The sequence below is a fragment of the Streptomyces sp. NPDC046122 genome (genome assembly GCF_056429965.1).
In genome coordinates this window covers 261,423-281,635 of record NZ_JBWKLQ010000007.1, presented here as the reverse complement: position 1 = coordinate 281,635, position 20,213 = coordinate 261,423, and the positions used below count along the sequence as shown (strand labels likewise).

At 72.9% G+C, this 20,213-nt stretch carries 19 protein-coding genes and 1 pseudogene; 14 read left to right on the top strand and 6 right to left on the bottom strand.

The window, feature by feature from the left end; all coding sequences use genetic code 11:
* Positions 1-51: 51 nt before the first annotated feature.
* The gene (locus AC07FK_RS21095) at positions 52-834 is read right to left on the bottom strand and encodes an ABC transporter permease (RefSeq protein WP_479106435.1); all 783 of its coding nucleotides are present in this window, start codon (positions 832-834) and stop codon (positions 52-54) included.
* Positions 831-1,796, bottom strand: coding sequence for an ATP-binding cassette domain-containing protein (locus tag AC07FK_RS21090; protein ID WP_479106434.1), 966 nt, complete (start codon positions 1,794-1,796; stop codon positions 831-833). Before AC07FK_RS21090 ends, AC07FK_RS21095 begins: the two co-directional genes overlap by 4 nt.
* 64 nt (positions 1,797-1,860) lie before the next feature.
* Between AC07FK_RS21090 and AC07FK_RS21085 the strand changes: the two genes are divergently transcribed.
* Positions 1,861-2,574: a TetR/AcrR family transcriptional regulator gene (locus AC07FK_RS21085; RefSeq protein ID WP_479106433.1), complete on the top strand. Its 714-nt coding sequence runs from the start codon at positions 1,861-1,863 to the stop codon at positions 2,572-2,574.
* A gap of 45 nt (positions 2,575-2,619) precedes the next feature.
* On the opposite strand, the gene AC07FK_RS21080 is transcribed toward AC07FK_RS21085, so the two are convergent.
* From AC07FK_RS21080 to hmgA, 3 genes are read right to left on the bottom strand one after another with little or no spacing between them, the layout of a single operon-like run.
* A complete protein-coding gene (locus AC07FK_RS21080; RefSeq protein WP_479106432.1) occupies positions 2,620-3,831 on the bottom strand; it encodes a type ISP restriction/modification enzyme in 1,212 nt (403 codons plus the stop codon).
* A 34-nt stretch (positions 3,832-3,865) separates the two neighbouring features.
* A complete protein-coding gene (locus tag AC07FK_RS21075; RefSeq protein WP_479106431.1) occupies positions 3,866-4,615 on the bottom strand; it encodes a GntR family transcriptional regulator in 750 nt (249 codons plus the stop codon).
* Positions 4,616-4,636: 21 nt separating this feature from the next.
* On the bottom strand, positions 4,637-5,956 hold the full coding sequence (gene hmgA, locus AC07FK_RS21070; RefSeq protein WP_479106430.1) for a homogentisate 1,2-dioxygenase: 1,320 nt from the start codon (positions 5,954-5,956) through the stop codon (positions 4,637-4,639).
* 106 nt (positions 5,957-6,062) lie between these two features.
* On the opposite strand from hmgA, the gene AC07FK_RS21065 reads away from it, so the two are divergent.
* The 5 genes from AC07FK_RS21065 (at position 6,063) to AC07FK_RS21045 (ending at position 12,656) form a co-directional block, all read left to right on the top strand.
* Positions 6,063-6,677, top strand: coding sequence for a TetR/AcrR family transcriptional regulator (locus AC07FK_RS21065; protein ID WP_479106429.1), 615 nt, complete (start codon positions 6,063-6,065; stop codon positions 6,675-6,677).
* 243 nt (positions 6,678-6,920) lie between these two features.
* Entirely contained in the window at positions 6,921-9,140 is a 2,220-nt protein-coding gene (locus AC07FK_RS21060; protein WP_479106428.1) for a molybdopterin oxidoreductase family protein, read from the top strand.
* Positions 9,141-9,260: 120 nt separating this feature from the next.
* On the top strand, positions 9,261-10,652 hold the full coding sequence (locus AC07FK_RS21055) for a CitMHS family transporter (RefSeq protein WP_479106427.1): 1,392 nt from the start codon (positions 9,261-9,263) through the stop codon (positions 10,650-10,652).
* Positions 10,652-11,920 (top strand): MFS transporter, encoded by a 1,269-nt coding sequence (locus AC07FK_RS21050; RefSeq protein WP_479106426.1) that lies wholly within the window; start codon positions 10,652-10,654, stop codon positions 11,918-11,920. The genes AC07FK_RS21055 and AC07FK_RS21050 overlap by 1 nt, the downstream gene beginning before the upstream one ends.
* A 103-nt stretch (positions 11,921-12,023) precedes the next feature.
* Positions 12,024-12,656 carry a hypothetical protein gene (locus tag AC07FK_RS21045; RefSeq protein WP_479106425.1) on the top strand — a complete coding sequence of 211 codons (633 nt, stop codon included), beginning with the start codon at positions 12,024-12,026 and terminating at the stop codon, positions 12,654-12,656.
* 138 nt (positions 12,657-12,794) lie between these two features.
* Here the strand turns inward: AC07FK_RS21045 and AC07FK_RS21040 are convergent, their stop codons facing one another.
* The gene (locus AC07FK_RS21040; RefSeq protein ID WP_479106424.1) at positions 12,795-13,052 is read right to left on the bottom strand and encodes a hypothetical protein; all 258 of its coding nucleotides are present in this window, start codon (positions 13,050-13,052) and stop codon (positions 12,795-12,797) included.
* Here AC07FK_RS21040 and AC07FK_RS21035 point away from each other — a divergent pair.
* From AC07FK_RS21035 to AC07FK_RS21000, 8 genes and pseudogenes are all read left to right on the top strand, one after another.
* A complete protein-coding gene (locus AC07FK_RS21035) occupies positions 13,036-13,548 on the top strand; it encodes a class F sortase (RefSeq protein WP_479106423.1) in 513 nt (170 codons plus the stop codon). The genes AC07FK_RS21040 and AC07FK_RS21035 overlap by 17 nt on opposite strands.
* A 184-nt stretch (positions 13,549-13,732) precedes the next feature.
* Positions 13,733-13,938 (top strand): annotated as a pseudogene (locus AC07FK_RS21030) (Scr1 family TA system antitoxin-like transcriptional regulator); the annotation flags it as partial.
* Positions 13,935-14,180 (top strand): DUF397 domain-containing protein, encoded by a 246-nt coding sequence (locus tag AC07FK_RS21025; RefSeq protein WP_479106422.1) that lies wholly within the window; start codon positions 13,935-13,937, stop codon positions 14,178-14,180. The pseudogene AC07FK_RS21030 and the gene AC07FK_RS21025, both read left to right, overlap by 4 nt.
* A gap of 17 nt (positions 14,181-14,197) precedes the next feature.
* Positions 14,198-15,082 (top strand): helix-turn-helix domain-containing protein, encoded by an 885-nt coding sequence (locus AC07FK_RS21020; RefSeq protein WP_479106519.1) that lies wholly within the window; start codon positions 14,198-14,200, stop codon positions 15,080-15,082.
* Positions 15,083-15,129: 47 nt separating this feature from the next.
* Positions 15,130-15,957, top strand: coding sequence for a dioxygenase family protein (locus tag AC07FK_RS21015; RefSeq protein WP_479106421.1), 828 nt, complete (start codon positions 15,130-15,132; stop codon positions 15,955-15,957).
* Positions 15,958-16,042: 85 nt separating this feature from the next.
* A complete protein-coding gene (locus AC07FK_RS21010; RefSeq protein ID WP_479106420.1) occupies positions 16,043-17,437 on the top strand; it encodes an aldehyde dehydrogenase family protein in 1,395 nt (464 codons plus the stop codon).
* 17 nt (positions 17,438-17,454) lie between these two features.
* Complete coding sequence (locus tag AC07FK_RS21005) at positions 17,455-18,540, top strand: Zn-dependent alcohol dehydrogenase (RefSeq protein WP_479106419.1); 1,086 nt, start codon at positions 17,455-17,457, stop codon at positions 18,538-18,540.
* 208 nt (positions 18,541-18,748) lie between these two features.
* Positions 18,749-20,089 carry an MFS transporter gene (locus AC07FK_RS21000; protein ID WP_479106418.1) on the top strand — a complete coding sequence of 447 codons (1,341 nt, stop codon included), beginning with the start codon at positions 18,749-18,751 and terminating at the stop codon, positions 20,087-20,089.
* Positions 20,090-20,213 lie beyond the last annotated feature (124 nt).

Sequence of the window (20,213 nt, the reverse complement as noted above, 5' to 3'; positions counted from 1 at the left end):
TATCGTGTACATCACACCTTAGTCACTCGGACAGGTTGGCGTAGAACCCGGTCACTTTCCGCCGTTCCCGTACTTGCGGACGGCGAGCGGCGCGAAGACCGCCAGCAGCACCAGTGACCAGGCGATGGTCCCTGCCACCGGATGGGCGACGGGCCAGGCGGCGTCCGCGGCCGGTGCGGCGTTCCCGCACAGAGCGCGGACCGCGCCGGCCACGGCACTGATCGGATTCCACTCGGCGACCGTACGCAGCCAGGCCGGCAGGCCGTCCGTGGGGATGTACGCACTGGAGAGCAGCGGCAGGACGAAGGTGGCGCTGCCGAGCTGGCCGGCCGCCTCCTCGTTGTGGATGAGCAGGCCCAGGTAACAGCCGACCCAGGCGGTGGCGAAGCGGAAGAGGACCAGGAGGCCGAAGGCGCCGAGAGCCCGGAGCGCGCCTCCCTCGACGCGCCATCCGACCGCCAGCCCCACCAGCATCAGCGGCACCATGCCCACGGCTGTCGTCAGCAGGTCGGCGGCGGTCTGGCCGAGCGGTACCGCGGCCCGGCTCACCGGCATCGTGCGGAAGCGGTCCATGACGCCGCGGTGGGAGTCCTGGGCGGCCTGGAACATGCCGGCCATGATGCCGTTGGCGGCGGTCGCGGCGAGCAGCCCCGGCACCAGGAAGGCGCGGTACTCCTGGCCGGGCACGGCGAGCGCGCTGCCGAAGACGTAGCCGAAGAACAGCAGCATGGTGATCGGCATGGTCTGCATAAGGATCAGCACGCCGGGTGCGTGCCTGATGCGCTGGAGATGGCGGCCCAGCATGGCGCTGCCGTCGTACACGATCGTGCTCATGCGGCGTGCTCCTCGAGGGTGGCGGGGCGGCGGTCGGTGAGGCGGAGGAAGACGTCGTCGAGTGTGGGCGGCCGCAGGCCGGCGTCGACGACGGGTACGCCCGCCGCGTCGAGTTCACGGACGAGACGGGGCAGTGTGAGACCGGGGCCGGTCGTGACGGCCCCCACGGTGCGCCGCTCGTGGTCCAGGACCGGTTCCGTGCCGGTGAGCTGGTCCAGAACAGCGGCTGCGGGCAGCATCGCGGACCCGTCGGCGACGACGACTTCGGCGTACGTGCCGATGCGGGCCTTCAGCTCGGCCGGGGTGCCGGTCACGGAGGCCCGGCCCCGGTCGATCAGCACGATGTCGTCGGCGAGCCGGTCCGCCTCCTCCAGGTACTGCGTGGTGAGCAGCACGGTCGTGCCCCGGCGTGCCAGGTCGCGTACCGCGTCCCAGATCTGGTTGCGGCTGTGCGGGTCGAGCCCGGTGGTCGGCTCGTCGAGAAACAGCACCTCGGGCCGGGTGAGCAGGCTGGCCGCGAGGTCCAGGCGGCGGCGCATGCCGCCCGAGTAGGTGCGGGCGGGCCGGTGGGCGGCGTCGGTGAGTTCGAAGCGCTCGAGCAGTTCGTCGGCGCGGGCGGGGCCCGCCGCACCCCTGATGCGCAGCAGCCGGGCGAAGAGCCGCAGGTTCTCGCGGCCGGAGAGCTCGCCGTCCACCGACGCGGACTGACCGGTGACGCCGATGACGCGGCGTACCGCGCCGGGGTCGTCGCGGACGTCGTGGCCGGCGACGGTGGCGGTGCCGGCGTCGGGGACGGTGAGGGTGGTCAGGACGCGGACGGCGGTGGTCTTGCCGGCTCCGTTCGGCCCGAGGATGCCGCACACCGTGCCGCGCTCGACGGCGAGGTCGAGGCCCCGCAGGGCGTGGACGTCACCGAATCGCTTTTCCACGCCTTCACTAAGTACAGCGTACGTAGTTGTCATGCGGCTCACCGTACCGCACTACGTACGCTGTACGTAACTAGGATGGTGGGCGAGGTGATGATCCATGGCAGTCGGCGGGCGTTCCGCGGCACCCGAGGTGATCTGGGCCCGCTCCGAACGGGCCGGCCGCGGGCCCAGGGCGGCGTACAGCCGTGCCGACATCGCGGCGGCGGCGGTGCGGATCGCGGACGCGGACGGTCTCGCCGCGGTGTCGATGCGCCGAGTGGCCGCAGAGCTCGGCTGCGGAACGATGTCGCTCTACAACTACGTCCCTCGCAAGGAGGACTTGTACGAGCTGATGGTCGACGCGGTCAGCGGTGAGTACGACTTGTCGCAGGAGCCGTCGGGGGACTGGCGCGCGGACATGCTGGCGTTGGCGCACCGGGCGCGGGCCCTGATGCACCGGCATCCCTGGCTGCCGGGCCTGATGTCGCCGGTCTACGGCTTCAGCCCCAACGTGCTCCGGTACCTGGAGTACTGCCTCGGCTGCCTGGAGGGGCTGGACGTGCCGCAGGGCACGAAGCTGGAGATGGTGGCGATGGTGAACGGCATGGTGACGACCTACGTCACCAACGAGCTCGCCACGGCGGAGCGCGCCCGCTCGCTGCCGTGGTCGCAGGAACAGGAGGACGCGGTGCGGATCGCCTACCTCCAGCGCGAGATCGCCTCGGGCAACTACCCGCGGATGGCGCAGGCGTTCGCCGAGGACGCGGGGCCGATCGATCTCGACGCGGTGTTCGAGCGGATGCTGGGGCGGGTGCTGGACAGCTTCGCTTAGAGCGGCCGGGCCCGGCGGTCCGCCCGCAGGACTCCGTCGCCGGGGTCAGAGCAGGGCGAACTGGCCTTCGGGGCCTTCCTCCCGGTGGTCCAGGACCGAGGCCGGGCGGCGCGCCGCCTCGGGGACCGGCAGTACGCCCGCCCCGGTCAGTTCGGCCCGGGTGATCCGCTCGCCGCCCCGCAGTCGTTCCCGGCCCGGCTCCAGCTCGGCGAGCAGCGCGAGGACGGTGATCAGTTCGAGCAGGTCGGACGTCCACTCCTGCGGCCATGCCGACGGACGGATCGCCTCCAGGGTGCCGGGCTCGCCGGGCGCCGTACGCCGCTCGAACCACGTCTCCAGCACCCGCACCCCGCCCACGCGGAAGTCCCAGGCCGCCGCCGGCACGGGGGAGATGCGGCCCTCGCCGAGGCACAGGGCCTCCTCCTGGGCGTCGTAGCGCAGTCCGGCAGGCCACGCCGGCACGGCGGACCGTACGTACGGGCGGCGGCCTCCCGGCAGCCGGGGGCGCTCACCGCCCCGCGCGCCCCGCACCTGCACCTCGGTCATCCGCCGGCCCAGCTCCACGCCCGCCGCCCAGATCTCCGGCCCGGCGGGCAGCGGAACCACCGCGCCCCCGGGCGACCCCTCGGCCGCGGCGACCGCCCACGCCAGCACGTCGCCGGCGGCGACCTCGTGCCCGTACCGCTCGCTCAGCAGCGGCAGGAGGCCCGGAGCCAGGTTCGGCTCCCGGCCGCCGGGACGGCGGTGCAGCGGGCGGATACGGCCGGGGCGCCCGGCGGGGGACCGGCCGTCCGGCAGCAGCGCGCTGACCAGCACGGGCGGGCCCGCCGCCGGGGGCACCTGGCCCGGTTCGACGGCGAAGAGCTGGTGCGCGTCGTCGGCGACCCGCCACAGCTCCGGCCGGGCGGCGTCGATCAGCCGGTGGTCGGGGATCAGCCACTGCTCGTCGAGGGGGCCGTGCGTGACGCGCACCGGCTCCGGGCAGGGGCCGCGCTCTCGCGCGAGGCGGCCGGTGCCGGTGCGCTGCCCCGGCAGCGCGGCGACCGAGGTCTGCGTCGTACGCGCCCGGGTGGCCCCGAAGAGCTCCTCCCGCCCGGCGCCCTCCGCCCGTACCAGCGCTTCCCAGCGGGCCCGCAGCGTCCGCCGGTCCGGGGCGAGCACCCAGCCGCGCCCGAGCCGCAGGGGCGCCACCGACCAGGGCATGAGGTCGCCGAGCAGCGGGTCGTCGGACCGCGTCGCGGGCGTGCGGGCAATCATGCGGGCATCGTAACCACGGCGGGCGGCACGCCGGTCAGTGCGCGTCCACCGTCACCGAGAAGGAGAAGCGGTCGCCCCGGTAGCGGATGCGGGCGACGTCGACCACCCGGCCGTCCCCGTCGTACGTCACGCCCGTGTAGTGCAGGATCGGGCTGAGCAGCGGGACCTTGAGGAGATCCGCCGTCTCCGGGTCGGCGAGCCGCGCCTCGACCGTGTCCGTGATCTTGCTGATCCGTACGCCCACCACGTCCCGCAGGACCTTCGTCATCGGCCAGCGTTCGAGGTCGGCGAGGTCGAGACCGGCGGCGACCTCCGGCCGCACCGCGTTCTCCGCCCAGTTGGTCGGCTCGCCGCTCTCGCCGTCGCGGCGCAGCCTCCGGTAGGTGACGACCTCGTCCGTGTCCGGGAAGTGTTCGACGAGTTCGCCGGGCACGGGCGTGGGCCCGTGCCCGAGGATCGTCGTCAGCTCGCCGGACTGCTGGGCCACGATGGCGTCGATCGAGCCGAGCAGCCGGCGCGGCGCGCCGCGCCGGGCGCCCGGCTCGATGAACGTGCCGCGCCGCCGGTGCCTGCTGATCAGGCCCTCGGCCTCCAGCTCCTTGAGGGCCTGGCGCATGGTGAGGACGCTCACGCCGTAATGCGTGGCGAGCTGCTCCTCGGTGGGCAGCCGCAGCGACGCGTCGGGCGTGCGTCCCAGTATCGAAGCGCGCAGGGACTGCGACACCTGGTACCAGAGCGGCAGCTTCCGGTTCAGGACCAGGGAGTCGGGGGCGAATGCGGTCACGGTTTCATTTCTCCGTAGGTACTACGACCTGAAGTGGCGTTGCAGACCCTGCCACACGTCGTCGTACGCCGTCTGGAGATGGTCGGCGGCAGCCGCCTGCGCGGTCGCCGTGACCGGCCAGCGGGTCTCGAACATGAAGGCCAGGCCGTCGTCGATCTTCTGCGGCTTCAGCTCGGCGGCGCTCGCCCGGTCGAACGTCTCGCGGTCGGGTCCGTGCGCCGACATCATGTTGTGCAGCGAGCCGCCGCCCGGGACGAAGCCTTCGGCCTTGGCGTCGTACGCGCCCTCGATGAGGCCCATGTACTCGCTCATCACGTTGCGGTGGAAGTACGGCGGCCGGAACGTGTCCTCGCCGACCAGCCAGCGCGGCGCGAAGACGACGAAGTCGACACCGGCGAGGCCCGGGGTGTCGGACGGTGACGTGAGGACCGTGAAGATCGACGGGTCCGGGTGGTCGTAGCTGATCGAGCCCATGACGTTGAAGCGGCGCAGGTCGTAGACGTACGGGACGTGGTTGCCGTGCCAGGCGACCACATCGAGCGGCGAGTGGCCGTACGTCGCCGACCAGAGGTTGCCGCAGAACTTGTTGACGACCTCCACCGGGCCCTCGACGTCCTCGTACGCCGCCGCCGGCGCGAGGAAGTCGCGGGCGTTGGCGAGGCCGTTGGCGCCGATGGGGCCGAGGTCCGGGAGCTGGAAGGGCTGCCCGTAGTTCTCGCAGACGTAGCCGCGGGCGCTCTCGTCGAGCAGCTCCACACGGAAGCGGACACCGCGCGGGATCAGCGCGATGTGGCCGGGCTCGCAGCGCAGCAGGCCGAACTCGGTGCGCAGCAGCAGGCCGCCGCGCTCCGGGACGATCAGCAGTTCGCCGTCGGAGTCGCTGAACACGCGGTCCGTCATGGAGGCGTTGGCGCAGTACAGGTGGATGGCCATGCCGGTGCGCTGGGTGACGTCGCCGTTGCCGCCGACGGTCCACAGGCCGGCCAGGAAGTCCGTGCCGGGCGCGGGGTCCGGCAGCGGGTTCCAGCGCAGCCGGTTCGGGTCGGGGACGGTCTCGGTGAAGGGCGCGCTGCGCAGGCCGCCGTTGTCGGTGCGCACGAACGGGGGATGCGCGGCCGAGGGCCGGATCCGGTACAGCCAGGACCGGCGGTTGTGGGCGCGGGGCTCCGTGAAGGCCGAGCCGCTCAGCTGCTCGGCGTACAGCCCGAGCGGCGCGCGCTGGGGTGAATTGCGTCCGTGCGGCAGGGCGCCGGGGACGGCCTCCGAGCTGTGTTCATTGCCGAAGCCGGAGGAGTGGGCCAGTCCCTCAGCCGCTTTCCTCGCCTGCTCGATGCCGCTCATCGTCCGCTCCCGGGGTGCCGAAGGAATCCTATGCTTGACAGTAGGATTCAGGAGGCCGCCCGTCAACGGGTGCCGCGCCGGGGGGCGGGGTCGGCATCATGGGTCCGTGCCCTCAACGAACTCGCTCCGCCGAGCCCCCGTGCAGCAGCGCAGTGCCGACCGGCTCGCCCGGATACTGGACGCCTGCGCCCAACTCCTCGACGAGATCGGTTACGAGCAGCTGAGCACGCGGGCGGTCGCCGCACGCGCGGGCGTGCCCATCGGGTCGGTCTACCGCTTCTTCGGCAACAAGCGCGCCATGGCCGACGCCCTCGCCCAGCGCAACCTCGACCGGTACGCCCAGCGGATCAGCGACCGGATCGCCACCATGCCGTCCGAGGACTGGCGCGGCGCCGTCGGCGCGGTGCTCGACGAGTACATCGCCATGAAGCGCACCGTCCCGGGCTTCCGCCTCGTCGACTTCGGCGTCCAGATCCCCGTCGGCGACCGGGCGGCCGACGCCGACATCAACTACCGCGTCATCGACCGCCTCACGGACCTCCTGCCGGCCCACCTGGGGCGCACCCCGGACCCGGACCTGCGCCGCACCGTCCTGGTCGCCGTGGAGGCCGCCGACGCGCTGCTCCAGCTCGCCTTCCGCGTCGACCCGGACGGCGACCCGGACCTGATCACCGAGACCCGCGCGGTGCTGCACGCCTACCTGGCCAGGATCCTCGACTGAGCACGGCACGGGCCGGGCCACCTGCCCCAGGTGCCGGTGACCGGCCCGCCGGGCGGACACGTGCCGGTCACCGGCCCGGGCGGACACGCCGCGCGCCCCGCACCGGATCCTCCGGCCGGTCGCCGCCGCGGCCCGGCGCGAACCTCGTGCGATCCGCGGCCCCGGACCCCTCCCCACCATGCCTACCGGTCGGTATGCTCGCTGGTGCCCACGCGCCACCGTCGACGCCGCCCTGGAGGGCCCGTGCCCGGTCACGACGAAGCCACCCGTACCGCCCTGCGTGTCTGCCCCCTCTGCGAAGCCACCTGCGGTCTCACCCTCACCATCGAGGGCACCACGGTCACCGGCGCGCGGGGTGACCGCGACGACGTCTTCAGCAGGGGGTTCATCTGCCCCAAGGGCGCGTCGTTCGCGGAGGTCGACGCCGACCCCGACCGGCTGACCGGGCCCCTCGTCCGCGAGAACGGCGCACTGCGCGACGCCACCTGGGCCGAGGCGTTCGACCTCGTCGCCGCCCGGATGCGGCCGCTGATCGAGGAGTACGGGCCCGACTCCGTCGGCGTCGTGCTCGGCAACCCCAACGTCCACACCATGGCGGGCGCCCTCTATCCGCCCGTTCTGCTGTCCACGCTGGGCACCCGGAGCCTCTTCACCGCCAGCACCGTCGACCAGATGCCCAAGCACGTGTCCAGCGGACTGCTCTTCGGCGACCCGCACGCCATCGCGGTGCCCGACCTCGACCGTACGGACCACCTGCTGCTCCTCGGCGCCAACCCGCTGGAGTCCAACGGCAGTCTGTGCACCGCCCCCGACTTCCCCGGCAAGCTCAAGGCGCTGCGCCGGCGCGGCGGCACGCTCGTCGTCGTCGATCCGCGCCGCACCCGCACCGCGAAGCTCGCCGACCGGCACGTCCCCATCAGGCCGGGGACGGACGCGCTGCTGCTGGCGGCGCTCGCGCAGGTCCTCTTCGAGGAGAAGCTGGCCGACCCGGGCGCCCTGGCGGAGCACCTCGACGGACTGGACGAAGTGCGGGAAGCCGTACGGGACTTCACGCCGGAGGCCGTGGCCGCCGCCTGCGACGTGCCCGCCGACGAGATCCGGCTGCTGGCCCGGGGGCTCGCCGCCGCGCCCACCGCCGCCGTGTACGGCCGGGTCGGCAGCTCCACCGTCGAGTTCGGCACCCTGGCCAACTGGCTCGTCGACGTACTGAACATCCTCACCGGCAACCTCGACCGCCCCGGCGGCTCCCTCTTCCCGCTCTCCGCCACCGCGCCCGCGCCCCGCCCCGCAGGGCCCGGCAAGGGGTTCGACCTCGGCCGGTGGAAGAGCCGCGCGGGCGGTCACCCCGAGGCCAAGGGCGAACTGCCGCTGGCCGCGCTCGCTGAGGAGATCGACACCCCGGGGGAGGGGCGGGTGCGCGCGCTCGTCGCCATCGCCGCCAACCCCGTGCTCTCCGCCCCCGACGGGCTGCGCCTCGACCGCGCCCTGAGCGAGCACCTCGACTTCATGGTCAGCGTCGACCCCTACCTCAACGAGACCTCACGCCACGCCGACGTGGTCCTGCCGCCACCGCCGCCGTCGCGGAGCGCGCACTTCGACTTCGCGTTCAACGCCTTCGCCGTGCACAACCAGGCGCGGTTCACCCCGGCCGCCGTGCCCCTGGAGGACGGGCGCATGGACGAGAGCGAGATCCACGCCCGGCTGATCCTCGCGGCCGGCGGCATGCACGGCGCGGACCCCTCGGCGGTCGACGACCTCGTCATCGAGCGCGCCCTCGCCAAGGCCGTCGCCACCCCGCACTCGCCCGTCCACGGCGGTGACCCCGCACGGATCGCCGCCGGGCTGACCGGGGCGAGCGGACCGCAGAGGCGGCTCGACATGATGCTGCGCCTCGGCCCGTACGACCTGGTGCTGGAGGACCTGCTGGCCAACCCGCACGGCGTCGACCTCGGCCCGCTGCGGCCCCGCCTCCCGCAGGTCCTCAAGACCCGCAGCGGGAGGATCGAACTGCTGCCGCGGCCCGTCGCGGACGACCTGCCCCGGCTGCGGCGCGCGCTGGACGAACGACCGGCGGCGCTCGTGCTGGTCGGCCGCCGTCACCTGCGCTCCAACAACAGCTGGATGCACAACATCCCGTCGCTGACCGGTGGCACCAACCGCTGCACGCTCCAGGTCCACCCGGACGACGCGGCGCGGCTCGGCCTCACCGACGGAGCGGACGCCCGGATCCGCGCCGAGGGCGGCGAAGTGGTGGCCCCCGTCGAGGTCACGGACGCCGTGCGCACCGGAGTGGTGAGCCTGCCGCACGGCTGGGGGCACGACCGGAAGGGCGTACGGATGGCGGTCGCCGCGGGCACTCCGGGCGTCAACGTCAACCAGCTGCTCGACGGCAGCCGGCTCGACCCGCTGTCCGGCACGGCAGTGCTCAACGGATTCGCCGTCGAGGTGACACCCATATCGTGACCTGGGGTTTTGCGCTTATTGCTCGCGCGTCGACATCTTGTTAACGCGTCGCGGGGCGACCTAACGTCATCGAACCGCCTGGCCTGGTGGGAGTTCAAGGGCGAACGTTAGGGACCCCAAATGCTGACCATCCTCGGATTCGTCATGATCGCGACCTTCCTGGTCCTGATCATGATGAAGAAGATGTCGCCGATCGCGGCGCTCGTGCTGATACCCGCACTCTTCTGCGTGCTGGTGGGACAGGGCGCCAAGCTCGGCGACTACGTCCTCGAAGGCGTCGGAAACCTCGCGCCCACCGCGGCGATGCTGATGTTCGCCATCGTGTACTTCGGCGTCATGATCGACGTGGGTCTCTTCGACCCGATCGTGCGGGGCATCCTGCGCTTCTGCAAGGCGGATCCGCTGCGGATCGTGGTGGGCACGGCCGTGCTCGCCGCGATCGTCTCGCTCGACGGCGACGGCTCGACCACCTTCATGATCACGGTCTCGGCGATGTACCCGCTCTACAAGCGGCTCGGCATGAGCCTGGTCGTGATGACCGGCGTCGCCGCCACCGCCAACGGCGTGATGAACACGCTGCCCTGGGGCGGCCCCACCGCCCGCGCCGCCACCGCGCTGAAGCTCGACGCGGCGGACATCTTCGTGCCCATGATCCCGGCGCTCGCCGTCGGGCTGCTCTTCGTCTTCGTCCTCGCCTACGTGCTGGGCCGCCGGGAGCGCAAGCGGCTCGGCCACCTCGCGCTCGACGAGGCGGTCGAGGCGGAGGCCGAGGTTCTGGTCACCGCCGGCGGCGGGGAGATCCGCGGCGGCGCGGGCGCCGGTGGCGGCGACGCGGACGGCGGACCGGCGTACGCCGCGGACGGCGAGGGCTTCCAGGGGCTCGACCCGAACCGCGCCACCCTGCGCCCCAAGCTGTACTGGTTTAACGCCGGGCTCACCGTCGTGCTGCTCACCGCCATGATCACGGAGCTGCTGCCGATCCCGGTGCTCTTCCTCATCGGCGCCGCCCTCGCCCTCACGGTCAACTACCCGAACATGGCCGACCAGAAGGCCCGCGTCGCCGCCCACGCCGACAACGTCCTCAACGTCGCCGGCATGGTCTTCGCCGCCGCCGTCTTCACCGGCGTCCTCACCGGCACCGGCATGGTCGAGCACATGGCCGACTGGCTCGTCGGCACCATCCCCGACGCCATGGGCCCCCACATGGCCCTCGTCACGGGCCTGCTGAGCCTCCCGCTGACGTACTTCATGTCGAACGACGGCTTCTACTTCGGCGTCCTGCCCGTGCTGGCGGAAGCGGGCGCGGCGCACGGCGTCTCGTCGCTGGAGATCGCCCGCGCCTCGCTCGTCGGCCAGGCGCTGCACATGTCGAGCCCGCTCGTGCCCGCCGTGTACGTCCTGGTCGGCATGGCCAAGGTGGAGTTCGGCGACCACACCCGGTTCACCGTCAAGTGGGCGGCGCTCACCTCGCTGGTCGTGCTCGGCGCCGGAATCCTCTTCGGCATCATCTGATGCGTGACAGGGGCTGGTTGCTGCGGCTGGTCATAGCCTTCGGCTTCGCGCAGGCCGCCGTGTCGATGGCCCGCCCGGCCGTCTCGTACCGCGCCCTCGCCCTGGGCGCGGACGAGCGCGCGGTCGGTGTGATCGCGGGCGTCTACGCGCTGCTTCCCCTGTTCGCCGCCGTACCGCTGGGGCGCAGGACGGACCACGGGCGGTGCGCACCCCTGCTGCCCTTCGGCGTCGTCCTGATCTCCGGCGGGTGCGCCCTCAGCGGTACGGCGGACTCCCTCCCGGCGATGGCGGCCTGGAGCGGGGTCATGGGACTCGGGCACCTGTGCTTCGTCATCGGCGCCCAGTCGATCGTCGCCCGCCAGTCGGCCCCGGCCGAACAGGACCGCAACTTCGGCCACTTCACCATCGGGGCGTCGGTCGGCCAGCTCGTCGGGCCGGTCGCCGCGGGCCTGCTGGTCTCCGGCCAGGACGGCGCCATGGCCCGTACGAGCGCCGTCGCGCTGGTGGTCTCGGCGGGCGTCGCGGCGGTGTCGTTCACCTCGCTCTGGCGGATCGAGCACCGCGCGCGGGGGACGGCGCGCCGGAAGGGCGCGGCCAGGGTCCCCGTCCACCGGATCCTGCGCACGCGGGGTGTGCCGGGCGGGATCTTCATCAGCCTCGCGGTGCTCTCCGCCACCGACGTCCTGACGGCGTACCTGCCGGTCGTCGGTGAACACCGGGGGATCGCCCCTTCCGTCGTCGGCCTGCTGCTCAGCCTGCGGGCCGCGGCGACGATCGCCTGCCGGCTGGTGATGACGCCGATGATCCGGCTGCTCGGCCGCACCGCGCTGATGACCGTCACGTGCGTGCTGGGCGCACTGCTGTGCGCGGGCATCGCGCTTCCCGTTCCGGTGTGGGCGCTGGCGGCGATGCTGGTCCTGCTCGGCTTCTGCCTGGGCGTGGGCCAGCCGCTGTCGATGACGACGGTGGTCCAGGCGTCGCCGCCCCAGGCGCGCTCGACGGCACTGGCCCTGCGCCTGACCGGAAACCGCCTCGGCCAGGTCGCCGCGCCCGCCTCGGCGGGCCTGGTGGCCGGCATCGCGGGCACGGCGGCCCCCTTTCTGATGCTCGGCGCGCTCCTGCTGGGGGCGGCGGGGCTGGCGGTGCGGGGCGGACGCGCCGCGAACGGCGGGGGCGACGGTACGGGCGGGGCCGGCCGGACCGGCGCGGGAGGGCCTTCCTCCCCCGGTCGGCAGACACCGGCTGTCCGCCAGTCAGGTCATATCTGACGATTTCTCAGCGTTTCTAGGCTTCTTCGCGCCCGATATGTGACATCTAATCAGGCGATCGAGTGATCAGTACGACAATCATCTCGGCTTGAAGGAGCCCCGCATGACCACCTCGACATCTCTTCGCTCCCACGGTGCCCGTTCGGGCATGGCCGCTCTCGCCGCACTGGCCCTCGCAGGGGTGTCCCTGTGGGGCGCGCCGGCCGCCCTCGCCGTGGAGGGCGACAGCGGAGACATCAAGATCCACAAGGCCGGAACCCGCGCCGCCGACACCAACGACCACTACGAGGTCTGCACGTTCAACATGGCGGCGTCCAACTTCGAAGGAGTGAAGCTGGTCAACTGGACCGTCACCCCGCCGCAGCCGAAGACGCCCGTCGAGCCCATCCTGTCGGGGGGCCTCGTCCTCATGAACGGCAAGGGCAACACCGCGGACTACTCGCTCCCGGACGGTCACTACCAGCTCAGCTGGACGTTCCCGGGCGGCGTCCCGAAGCAGAAGATCTTCAAGGTCAACTGCGCGAAGAAGCAGGACAACAAGCCCGCGCCGCGCGGCGCCGTCCCCGCGGGCGGCGGCGGGGCCGCGGACATCGGCACCGGCACCGGCACGGGTACGGGCACCGAGACCGACGACGGTTCGTCGGTCATGGCGCCCGCCCTGGTCGCGGGCGCCGCGGGAGTGGCCGGGCTGATGTTCGTACGTCGGGCACGCCGCCGCGCCAATGGCGCCGCGTAACACCCGCTCCCGCCGCCGGCGCGGACCGAGCCGGGGCCTACGCCTGGCGATGACGGCGACCGCGACGGTGACGTTGATGACCGGTGTCGTCCGGGGGTGCGGCGAATCACCTCCGGACGCGCCGGTCGTCACCGCCGCTCACGACACCGCCGCGCACGACACGGCCGCCAAGAACCCGGCGCCCGAGCCGTCCCCGGCGGTGCCGTCCCCGGCAGTGCCGACGCCGGCGGCGCCGTCCACGGCGGCGTCGAAGCCGGGGGCGCCGACGTCAGCGGCGCCCCGGCCGACGGTGGCGAAGCCGGCGGTTCCGTCACCGTCGGCGTCCCCTCCGGTGACGAATCCGGCGGCGCCCCGGCCGGCTCCACCTCCGCCCCCGGCGGTGAAGCCGGTCCCCAAGCCGGCCGCCGCCTCCGGGCATCCGCCGCTGCCGTACTCGCCGCCGGTGAGCGTGGCCGTGCCCGCCCTCACCATCGAGGCGCCCGTCGTCGGCCTCGGACTCGAACCGCAGGGCCACCTGGCCGCCCCGCAGGTCGACAATCCGCGCCTGGTCGGCTGGTACCGCGACGGAGTGACCCCGGGAGAGACGGGAACCTCCCTTCTCGTCGGGCACCGGGACACCCGGACCGGGCCGGCCATCTTCCTCAACCTCAACGCCCTCAAACCCGGTGACGTCATCCACGTCGTCCGCGCGGACCACCGCATCGCGGTGTTCACCGTGGACTCGGTGAAGACGTACAAGAAGGAGGCATTCCCCGACGCCGAGGTGTACGGCAACAAGTCCGGCCGCCCCGAGCTGCGCGTGCTGACCTGCGGAGGAACCTTCGACAAGAAGAAGGGGTACGCCTCCAACGTCGTCGTCTTCGCCCACCTCACGGGCTTGAACTTCGTCTGACGGTCCCCACCGCCGCCCGGAGCGTCGCCCACACGGTCTTGCCCACCTGCCGGTCGACGACCCCCCAGGTCTCGGCCAGTGCCTCGACGAGCAGCAACCCTCGCCCCGCCTCCGCGTCAGGAGGCGGGGCATGGGGCGTTGACGCGGGCGGACGGTGTCCGGCGCGGGCGTCGGTGACCTCTTCCATGCCTGCTCGGACGGGCCTGTGCAGCTCCTGGAGACGCCGGACGGCCAGCGGCTCGCCTACTCGGAAGGGCAGGAGAACGGCCGGCTGATTGCCGACCCGGAAGGGTCGCCGTGCTCCTACGGCGGTATGCGACACTGCGCTCGCAGGTCCTCTCTCCCAAAGGCACCAGGGGTCTGCTGGAGCGATTGCGAGGAGCGTTATGAGCACCGAACTCGCTTGGTTCAAGAGCAGTTACAGCGGGACGGAGGGCGACAACTGCGTCGAGGCAGCCCTCTCCTGGCACAAGTCCAGCTACAGCGGCACCCAGGGCGATGACTGCGTAGAGGTGGCAACCTCCCCTCACACCGTCCGCGTCCGCGACTCCAAGGACACGTCCGGCCCCGTCCTCGCGCTCCCGCCCCGCGCCTGGACCCGGTTCCGCGGACTCGCCGCCGCGCGAGGCTGATGGACGGGCCCGTGCCGATGCACCGGCTGGAGGTGCCCGCGCCCCACCTCCTGCCGTTCGCCATCGGGTCCTTCGACACCATCGGGCCGCTCTCGCGGGCCGGCTTTCCGCACCGGCACACGTTCTACGAGATCGTGCACGTCACCGGCGGGACGGGCGCCCACGTGATCGACCTCTCCCGGTGGGAACTGCGCCCTCCGCACCTGTGCTTCGTCGTGCCCGGACAGATCCACTACTGGGAGGACGTGGCGGACCTCCAGGGCGAGGTCATCCTCTTCACCGACGACTTCCTGCTCGACCACCCCGGTGACCGCGACGCCCTGCGCGAGCTCGGGGAACGGCCGTGGCTGAGTCTCTCCGCCGCCGACACGGCCGACTTCACGCCGCTGGTCGCGGACATGCGGCGCGAATACGCCCTCGGACGCCCGCGGTTCCCCGCCGTGCTGCGGGCCCTGCTGCACGTACTGATCCTTCGCGCCGCCCGGCTGTCCGGGCCCGCCGGCGCGGAACCCGGCAGTCCGCGCCGGGCGGGCGCGGTCGCCAGGGAGTTCGTACGGCTGCTCGCCGGTCCGGCGTCCGGTGTCCGGTCGGTGCGGTCGCTGGCCGCGCGGATGGGGGTGACCGTCGGGTACCTCAACGAGGTCGTCAAGCAGGCGACCGGCCGTACGCCCGGGCAGCTCGTCCGCCAGACCCGGACCCACGAGGCGAAGCGGCTGCTCGCGCTGACCGACCTGACCGTACGGCAGGTGGCGGGAGAGGTCGGGTTCCTGGACCCGGCGTACTTCTGCCGCTACTTCCGGCGGGAGACGGGCCTGAGCCCGAGCGAGTTCCGGCGGGGCAGCGACGCTTCGCACCACGACTACCGCATTCCGTCCATCGACCCTCCCGGGCCTCCTGCGTAGCTTCGGATCGCACCCCCGATCCCGACCCCAGTACGAGGAGAGCCCTCATGGAACGTGACAGCCGCACCCCCGGGCACGCCGGTGACCACCTCAGCCGCAAGACCGTGCTCAAGGCCGCCCTCGCCGCGGGCGCCTCCGTGCCGGTGGCCATGGTCGGCGCACCGGCGCTCGCGCGGACCGTGCGCGAGGACGGCGGGTTACCCGCCTTCACCCCGGCCTGCGACGACGGGGACGACCCGACCCCCGCGCAGATGGAGGGGCCGTACTTCAAGCCGAACTCGCCCCGGCGCACCTCGCTGGCCGACGCGACCACCCCGGGCGTGCGGCTGACCGTCACCGGTTTCGTCTTCGGCGCGGCGTGCCTGCCGGTCGCGAACGCGCTGCTGGACTTCTGGCAGGCGGACACCAACGGGGCGTACGACAACACCGGCTTCCGGTTCCGGGGCCACCAGTTCACCGACGCCCGGGGAGCGTTCTCCCTCACCACCGTCGTGCCGGGGCTCTATCCGGGGCGCACGCGTCACCTCCACGTCAAGGTGCAGGCGCCCGGCCGGCCCGTGCTGACGACGCAGCTGTACTTCCCGGGCGAGCCGCGCAACGCCACCGACGCGATCTTCGACCCCGCGCTGCTGATGACGGTCCGGGCCAGTGGTCCGGCGCGCGAGGCGAGCTTCGACTTCGTACTCGACGTGCCGCAGTCTCCCGGGCCGGGCGACCCGACCGATCCGCCGGCCGGCGCCTGGAGGGCGGGCGTCGCCTACCGGGCGGGCGAGCGGGCCGCGTACGGAGGCCGCGCGTACGCCTGCCTCCAGGCACACAGCGCGCGGACCGGCTGGGAGCCGCCGAACGTCCCGGCCCTCTGGCGGGCGCAGTAGGTTTCCTTCGGCCCTGGCGCCCAAAAACTAACAGCGCTAGTTTGGATGCGGACGCTCACGCAGCTTGGCATCTGGAGGATGTGCGATGAAGGCCCATGACGCGATGTACATCGGCGGCCAGTGGCGGCCCGCCGCCGGCCAGGACACGATCGCCGTCGTGAACCCGGCCGACGAGCAGGTCATCGGCCACGTGCCGGCCGGCACCGCCGAGGACGTCGACACGGCGGTACGGGCCGCGCGCGACGCCTTCCCCGGCTGGGCCGCCACCCCGCCGGCCGAGCGCGCCGCCAGGATCGCGGCGCTGCGTGACGTCCTGGTGGCCCGCAAGGACGAGATCGCCGAGACGGTCACCGCCGAGCTGGGCGCGCCGCTCGGGTTCTCCCAGGCGGTGCACGCCGGGGTGCCGGTCCTGGTCGCCGGTTCGTACGCCGAGCTGGCCGCGACGTACCCCTTCGAGGAGAAGGTGGGGAACTCCACCGTGCTCCTGGAGCCGGTGGGGGTCGTCGGGGCGATCACGCCGTGGAACTACCCGCTGCACCAGATCGTGGCCAAGGTGGCCCCGGCGCTTGCGGCGGGCTGCACGGTCGTGCTCAAGCCCGCCGAGGACACCCCGCTGACCGCTCAGCTGTTCGCCGAGGCCGTGGACGAGGCCGGGGTGCCCGCCGGCGTCTTCAACCTCGTCACCGGCCTCGGCCCGGTCGCCGGGCAGGCGCTGGCCGAGCACGAGGGCGTGGACCTGGTGTCCTTCACCGGGTCCACGGCCGTGGGCAGGCGGATCGGCGCCACGGCGGGCGCGGCCGTCAAGCGCGTCGCGCTGGAGCTGGGCGGCAAGTCGGCCAACGTCATCCTGCCGAGCGCGGACCTGGCGAAGGCCGTCAACGTCGGCATCGCCAACGTCATGGGCAACTCGGGTCAGACGTGCAGCGCGTGGACCCGGATGCTGGTCCACGAGGACCAGTACGAGGAGGCGGTGGCGGCGGCCGTCGCCGCCGTGGCGAAGTACACCGTCGGCGAGCGGGTCGGTCCGCTGGTCAACGCCAAGCAGCAGGCGCGCGTGCGCGGCTACATCGAGAAGGGCGTGGAGGAGGGCGCACGCCTCGTCGCGGGCGGCCCCGAGGCCCCGCTCGACCAGGGCTACTACGTCGCGCCGACCGTCTTCGCGGACGTCACCCCGGACATGACCATCGCCCAGGAGGAGATCTTCGGCCCGGTCGTCTCCCTCCTGAAGTACGCCGACGAGGAGGAGGCGCTGCGCATCGCCAACGGCACCGTCTACGGCCTGGCCGGCGCGGTCTGGGCGGCGGACGACGCGGAGGCCGTGGCCTTCGCCCGCCGCATGGACACCGGACAGGTCGACATCAACGGCGGCCGGTTCAACCCCCTCGCCCCCTTCGGCGGCTACAAGCAGTCGGGCGTCGGGCGGGAACTGGGGTCGCACGGCCTCTCCGAATACCTCCAGACCAAGTCCCTCCAGTTCTGAGCCGGGAGCCGCACACCATGGCCCGCGTCCGCGCCGCTGTCCTGTCCGCCGTCGGTGCTCCGCTGGAGATCACCGACATCGAGCTCCCACCGACCGGCCCCGGCCGGGTGAGGGTCCGCCTCGCCGCCGCCGGGGTCTGCCACTCCGACCTCTCCCTGTCCAACGGCACCATGCGTGTGCCCGTGCCCGCCGTGCTCGGTCACGAGGGCGCCGGCACGGTCGTCGAGGTGGGCGAGGGCGTCACGCACGTCGCCCCCGGCGACCGGGTCGTCCTCAACTGGGCGCCCTCGTGCGGCGACTGCCACCACTGCGGCATCGGCGAGGTGTGGCTGTGCGCCAACGCCCTGTCCGGCGCCGGCGACACCTACGCCCGTACCGCCGACGGCACCGACCTCCATCCCGGCCTGAACGTCGCGGCGTTCGCCGAGGAGACCGTCGTCGCCGCCCACTGCGTCCTGCCGGTCCCCGACGGCATTCCGCTGACCGACGCGGCCCTGCTCGGCTGCGCGATCCTCACCGGGTACGGCGCCGTCCACCACAGCGCGCGGGTCCGCGCGGGGGAGTCGGTCGCGGTGTTCGGAGTCGGCGGGGTCGGACTCGCCGTCCTCCAGTCGGCCCGGATCGCGGGAGCGGGACGGATCGTCGCGGTCGACGTCTCGCCGGAGAAGGAGGAACTGGCGCGGGCCGCCGGAGCCACCGACTTCGTCGTCGCGTCCGAGACCACCGCCAGGGAGATCCGCAAGCTCATCGGCGGACAGGGGGCGGACGTCGCGATCGAGTGCGTCGGCCGGGCCGTCACCATCCGCACGGCCTGGGACTCCACCCGCCGCGGCGGGCGCACCACGGTCGTCGGCATCGGCGGCAAGGACCAGCAGGTCACCTTCAACGCCCTGGAGCTCTTCCACTTCGGCCGCACGCTCACAGGCTGCGTGTACGGGAACTCCGACCCGGAGCGCGACCTGCCCGTGCTGGCCGAGCACATCCGGGCCGGGCGCCTGGACCTCGGCGGCATGGTCACCGAAAGGATCGACCTCGACGGCATTCCGGCCGCCTTCGACAACATGATCGCGGGCAAGGGCGGCCGCGCGCTGGTCGTCTTCTAGGACGTATCGCCCGCCCCGGCACCCCGGCCGCCCCCGCGCGGCCGGGGTTCTCGTGCTGCCCGGGCGCATTCCCGGCTCGGCCGGCCGGGGTCGGTGTGAAGTGCCTGTGCCGCACCCGTTGACCTCCGTACCGCCCGGTCGGTACGGTCCCGGCACATCACGACGCCACCCCCTGTCCCGTCCCCGCACCCACCGGAGTGTGCACCTCATGGACACCGCGTCCTCCCCGCTCACGGACATCACGGCAGCCGCGCCTGCCGACCGCAACCGCCGCAAGGTGGCCACCGCCGCGGCCCTCGCCTCCGCCGTCGAGTGGTACGACTACTTCGTCTTCGGCATCGCGGCGGCGCTGGTCCTCGGCGACCTCTACTTCCCCTCCGGCAGTTCGTCGGCCGGCGTGCTCGCCGCCTTCGCGACGTTCGCCGTCGGCTTCCTCGCCCGTCCCGTCGGCGGGATCATCGCCGGGCACCTGGGCGACCAGCGCGGCCGCAAGCCGATGCTGGTCATGGCCCTGACCCTGATGGGCCTGGCCACGACCGGAATCGGCCTCCTGCCCACGTACGAGACGATCGGGATCGCGGCGCCCGTCCTGCTCGTCCTGCTCCGCGTCCTGCAGGGGATCGCCGTCGGCGCCCAGTGGGGCGGCGCGATGCTGATGGCCACGGAGTACGCCCCCGAGGGCAAGCGGGGCCTGTACGGCAGCCTGGTGCAGCTCGGCGTGCCCATCGGCGTCGTCACCGCGAACACCGTCTTCCTCGTCGCGGGCGCCACGACCAGCGAGAGCGCGTTCACGTCGTGGGGCTGGCGGGTGCCGTTCTTCGTCGGCGTACTGGTGCTCGTCCTGGCCTGGTACATCCACACGCGGGTCGAGGAGACGCCGGCCTTCCGCGAGGCCGAGCGCGCGCTGGCGGAGCGGGAGAAGGGCGCGGCGCGCTCTCCGCTGCGCACGGTCCTGACCAAGCACCTCGGCACGGTCTTCCTGGCCGGCGGGTCGTTCGCGGTCAACACCGCGACCTTCTACATCATCATCACCGGGGTCCTGGACTACGCGACCCGCGAGCTGGACATGGAACGCGGCGCGGTCCTCGCGGTCTCCCTGTGCGTCAGCCTCACGCAGCTCGCGCTGATCCCGGCCTCGGCGGCGCTCTCCGACCGCATCGGGCGGCTGCGGATCTACGCGCTGGGGGCGGTGGGGCTGCTGGTGTGGGCGGTTCCGATGTTCCTGCTCATCGACACGAAATCGCTGCTGTGGCTGGCGGTCGGCACGTTCGTGACGAGCTGCTTCCTCAGCATCATGTACGGGCCGCAGGCGGCGCTGTTCGCCGAACTGTTCACGGCCGAGATGCGGTACACGGGAGCGTCGCTCGGCTACCAGATCGCGGCGGTGTTCGGCGGCGGTCTCGCGCCGTTCATGATGGTGCTGCTGCTGGAGGCGACGGGGACGTCGATGGCGGTGTCGGCGTACATCATCGGACTCGCGGTCATCGCCCTGGTCTCCATCAGGATCCTGGCGAACCGGGCGCGGGCGGCCGAGCCCGGGGCGCGGTAGGGAGCGGGGGGGGGGGGGGGGGGGTGGGCCCCCCCCCCCCCCCCCCGACGCCCCCCGGACCCCCCCCCCCCCCCCCCCCCCCCCCCCCCCCCCCCCCCCCCCCCCCCCCCCCCCCCCACACCAC

Coding starts and splice junctions, on each gene's coding strand:
- AC07FK_RS21095 (WP_479106435.1), bottom strand. CDS start 834: ATGAGCACGATCGTGTACGACGGCAGCGCCATGCTGGGCCGCCATCTC.
- AC07FK_RS21090 (WP_479106434.1), bottom strand. CDS start 1,796: ATGACAACTACGTACGCTGTACTTAGTGAAGGCGTGGAAAAGCGATTC.
- AC07FK_RS21085 (WP_479106433.1), top strand. CDS start 1,861: ATGGCAGTCGGCGGGCGTTCCGCGGCACCCGAGGTGATCTGGGCCCGC.
- AC07FK_RS21080 (WP_479106432.1), bottom strand. CDS start 3,831: ATGATTGCCCGCACGCCCGCGACGCGGTCCGACGACCCGCTGCTCGGC.
- hmgA (WP_479106430.1), bottom strand. CDS start 5,956: ATGAGCGGCATCGAGCAGGCGAGGAAAGCGGCTGAGGGACTGGCCCAC.
- AC07FK_RS21055 (WP_479106427.1), top strand. CDS start 9,261: ATGCTGACCATCCTCGGATTCGTCATGATCGCGACCTTCCTGGTCCTG.
- AC07FK_RS21050 (WP_479106426.1), top strand. CDS start 10,652: ATGCGTGACAGGGGCTGGTTGCTGCGGCTGGTCATAGCCTTCGGCTTC.
- AC07FK_RS21045 (WP_479106425.1), top strand. CDS start 12,024: ATGACCACCTCGACATCTCTTCGCTCCCACGGTGCCCGTTCGGGCATG.
- AC07FK_RS21025 (WP_479106422.1), top strand. CDS start 13,935: ATGAGCACCGAACTCGCTTGGTTCAAGAGCAGTTACAGCGGGACGGAG.
- AC07FK_RS21020 (WP_479106519.1), top strand. CDS start 14,198: ATGCACCGGCTGGAGGTGCCCGCGCCCCACCTCCTGCCGTTCGCCATC.
- AC07FK_RS21015 (WP_479106421.1), top strand. CDS start 15,130: ATGGAACGTGACAGCCGCACCCCCGGGCACGCCGGTGACCACCTCAGC.
- AC07FK_RS21010 (WP_479106420.1), top strand. CDS start 16,043: ATGAAGGCCCATGACGCGATGTACATCGGCGGCCAGTGGCGGCCCGCC.
- AC07FK_RS21005 (WP_479106419.1), top strand. CDS start 17,455: ATGGCCCGCGTCCGCGCCGCTGTCCTGTCCGCCGTCGGTGCTCCGCTG.
- AC07FK_RS21000 (WP_479106418.1), top strand. CDS start 18,749: ATGGACACCGCGTCCTCCCCGCTCACGGACATCACGGCAGCCGCGCCT.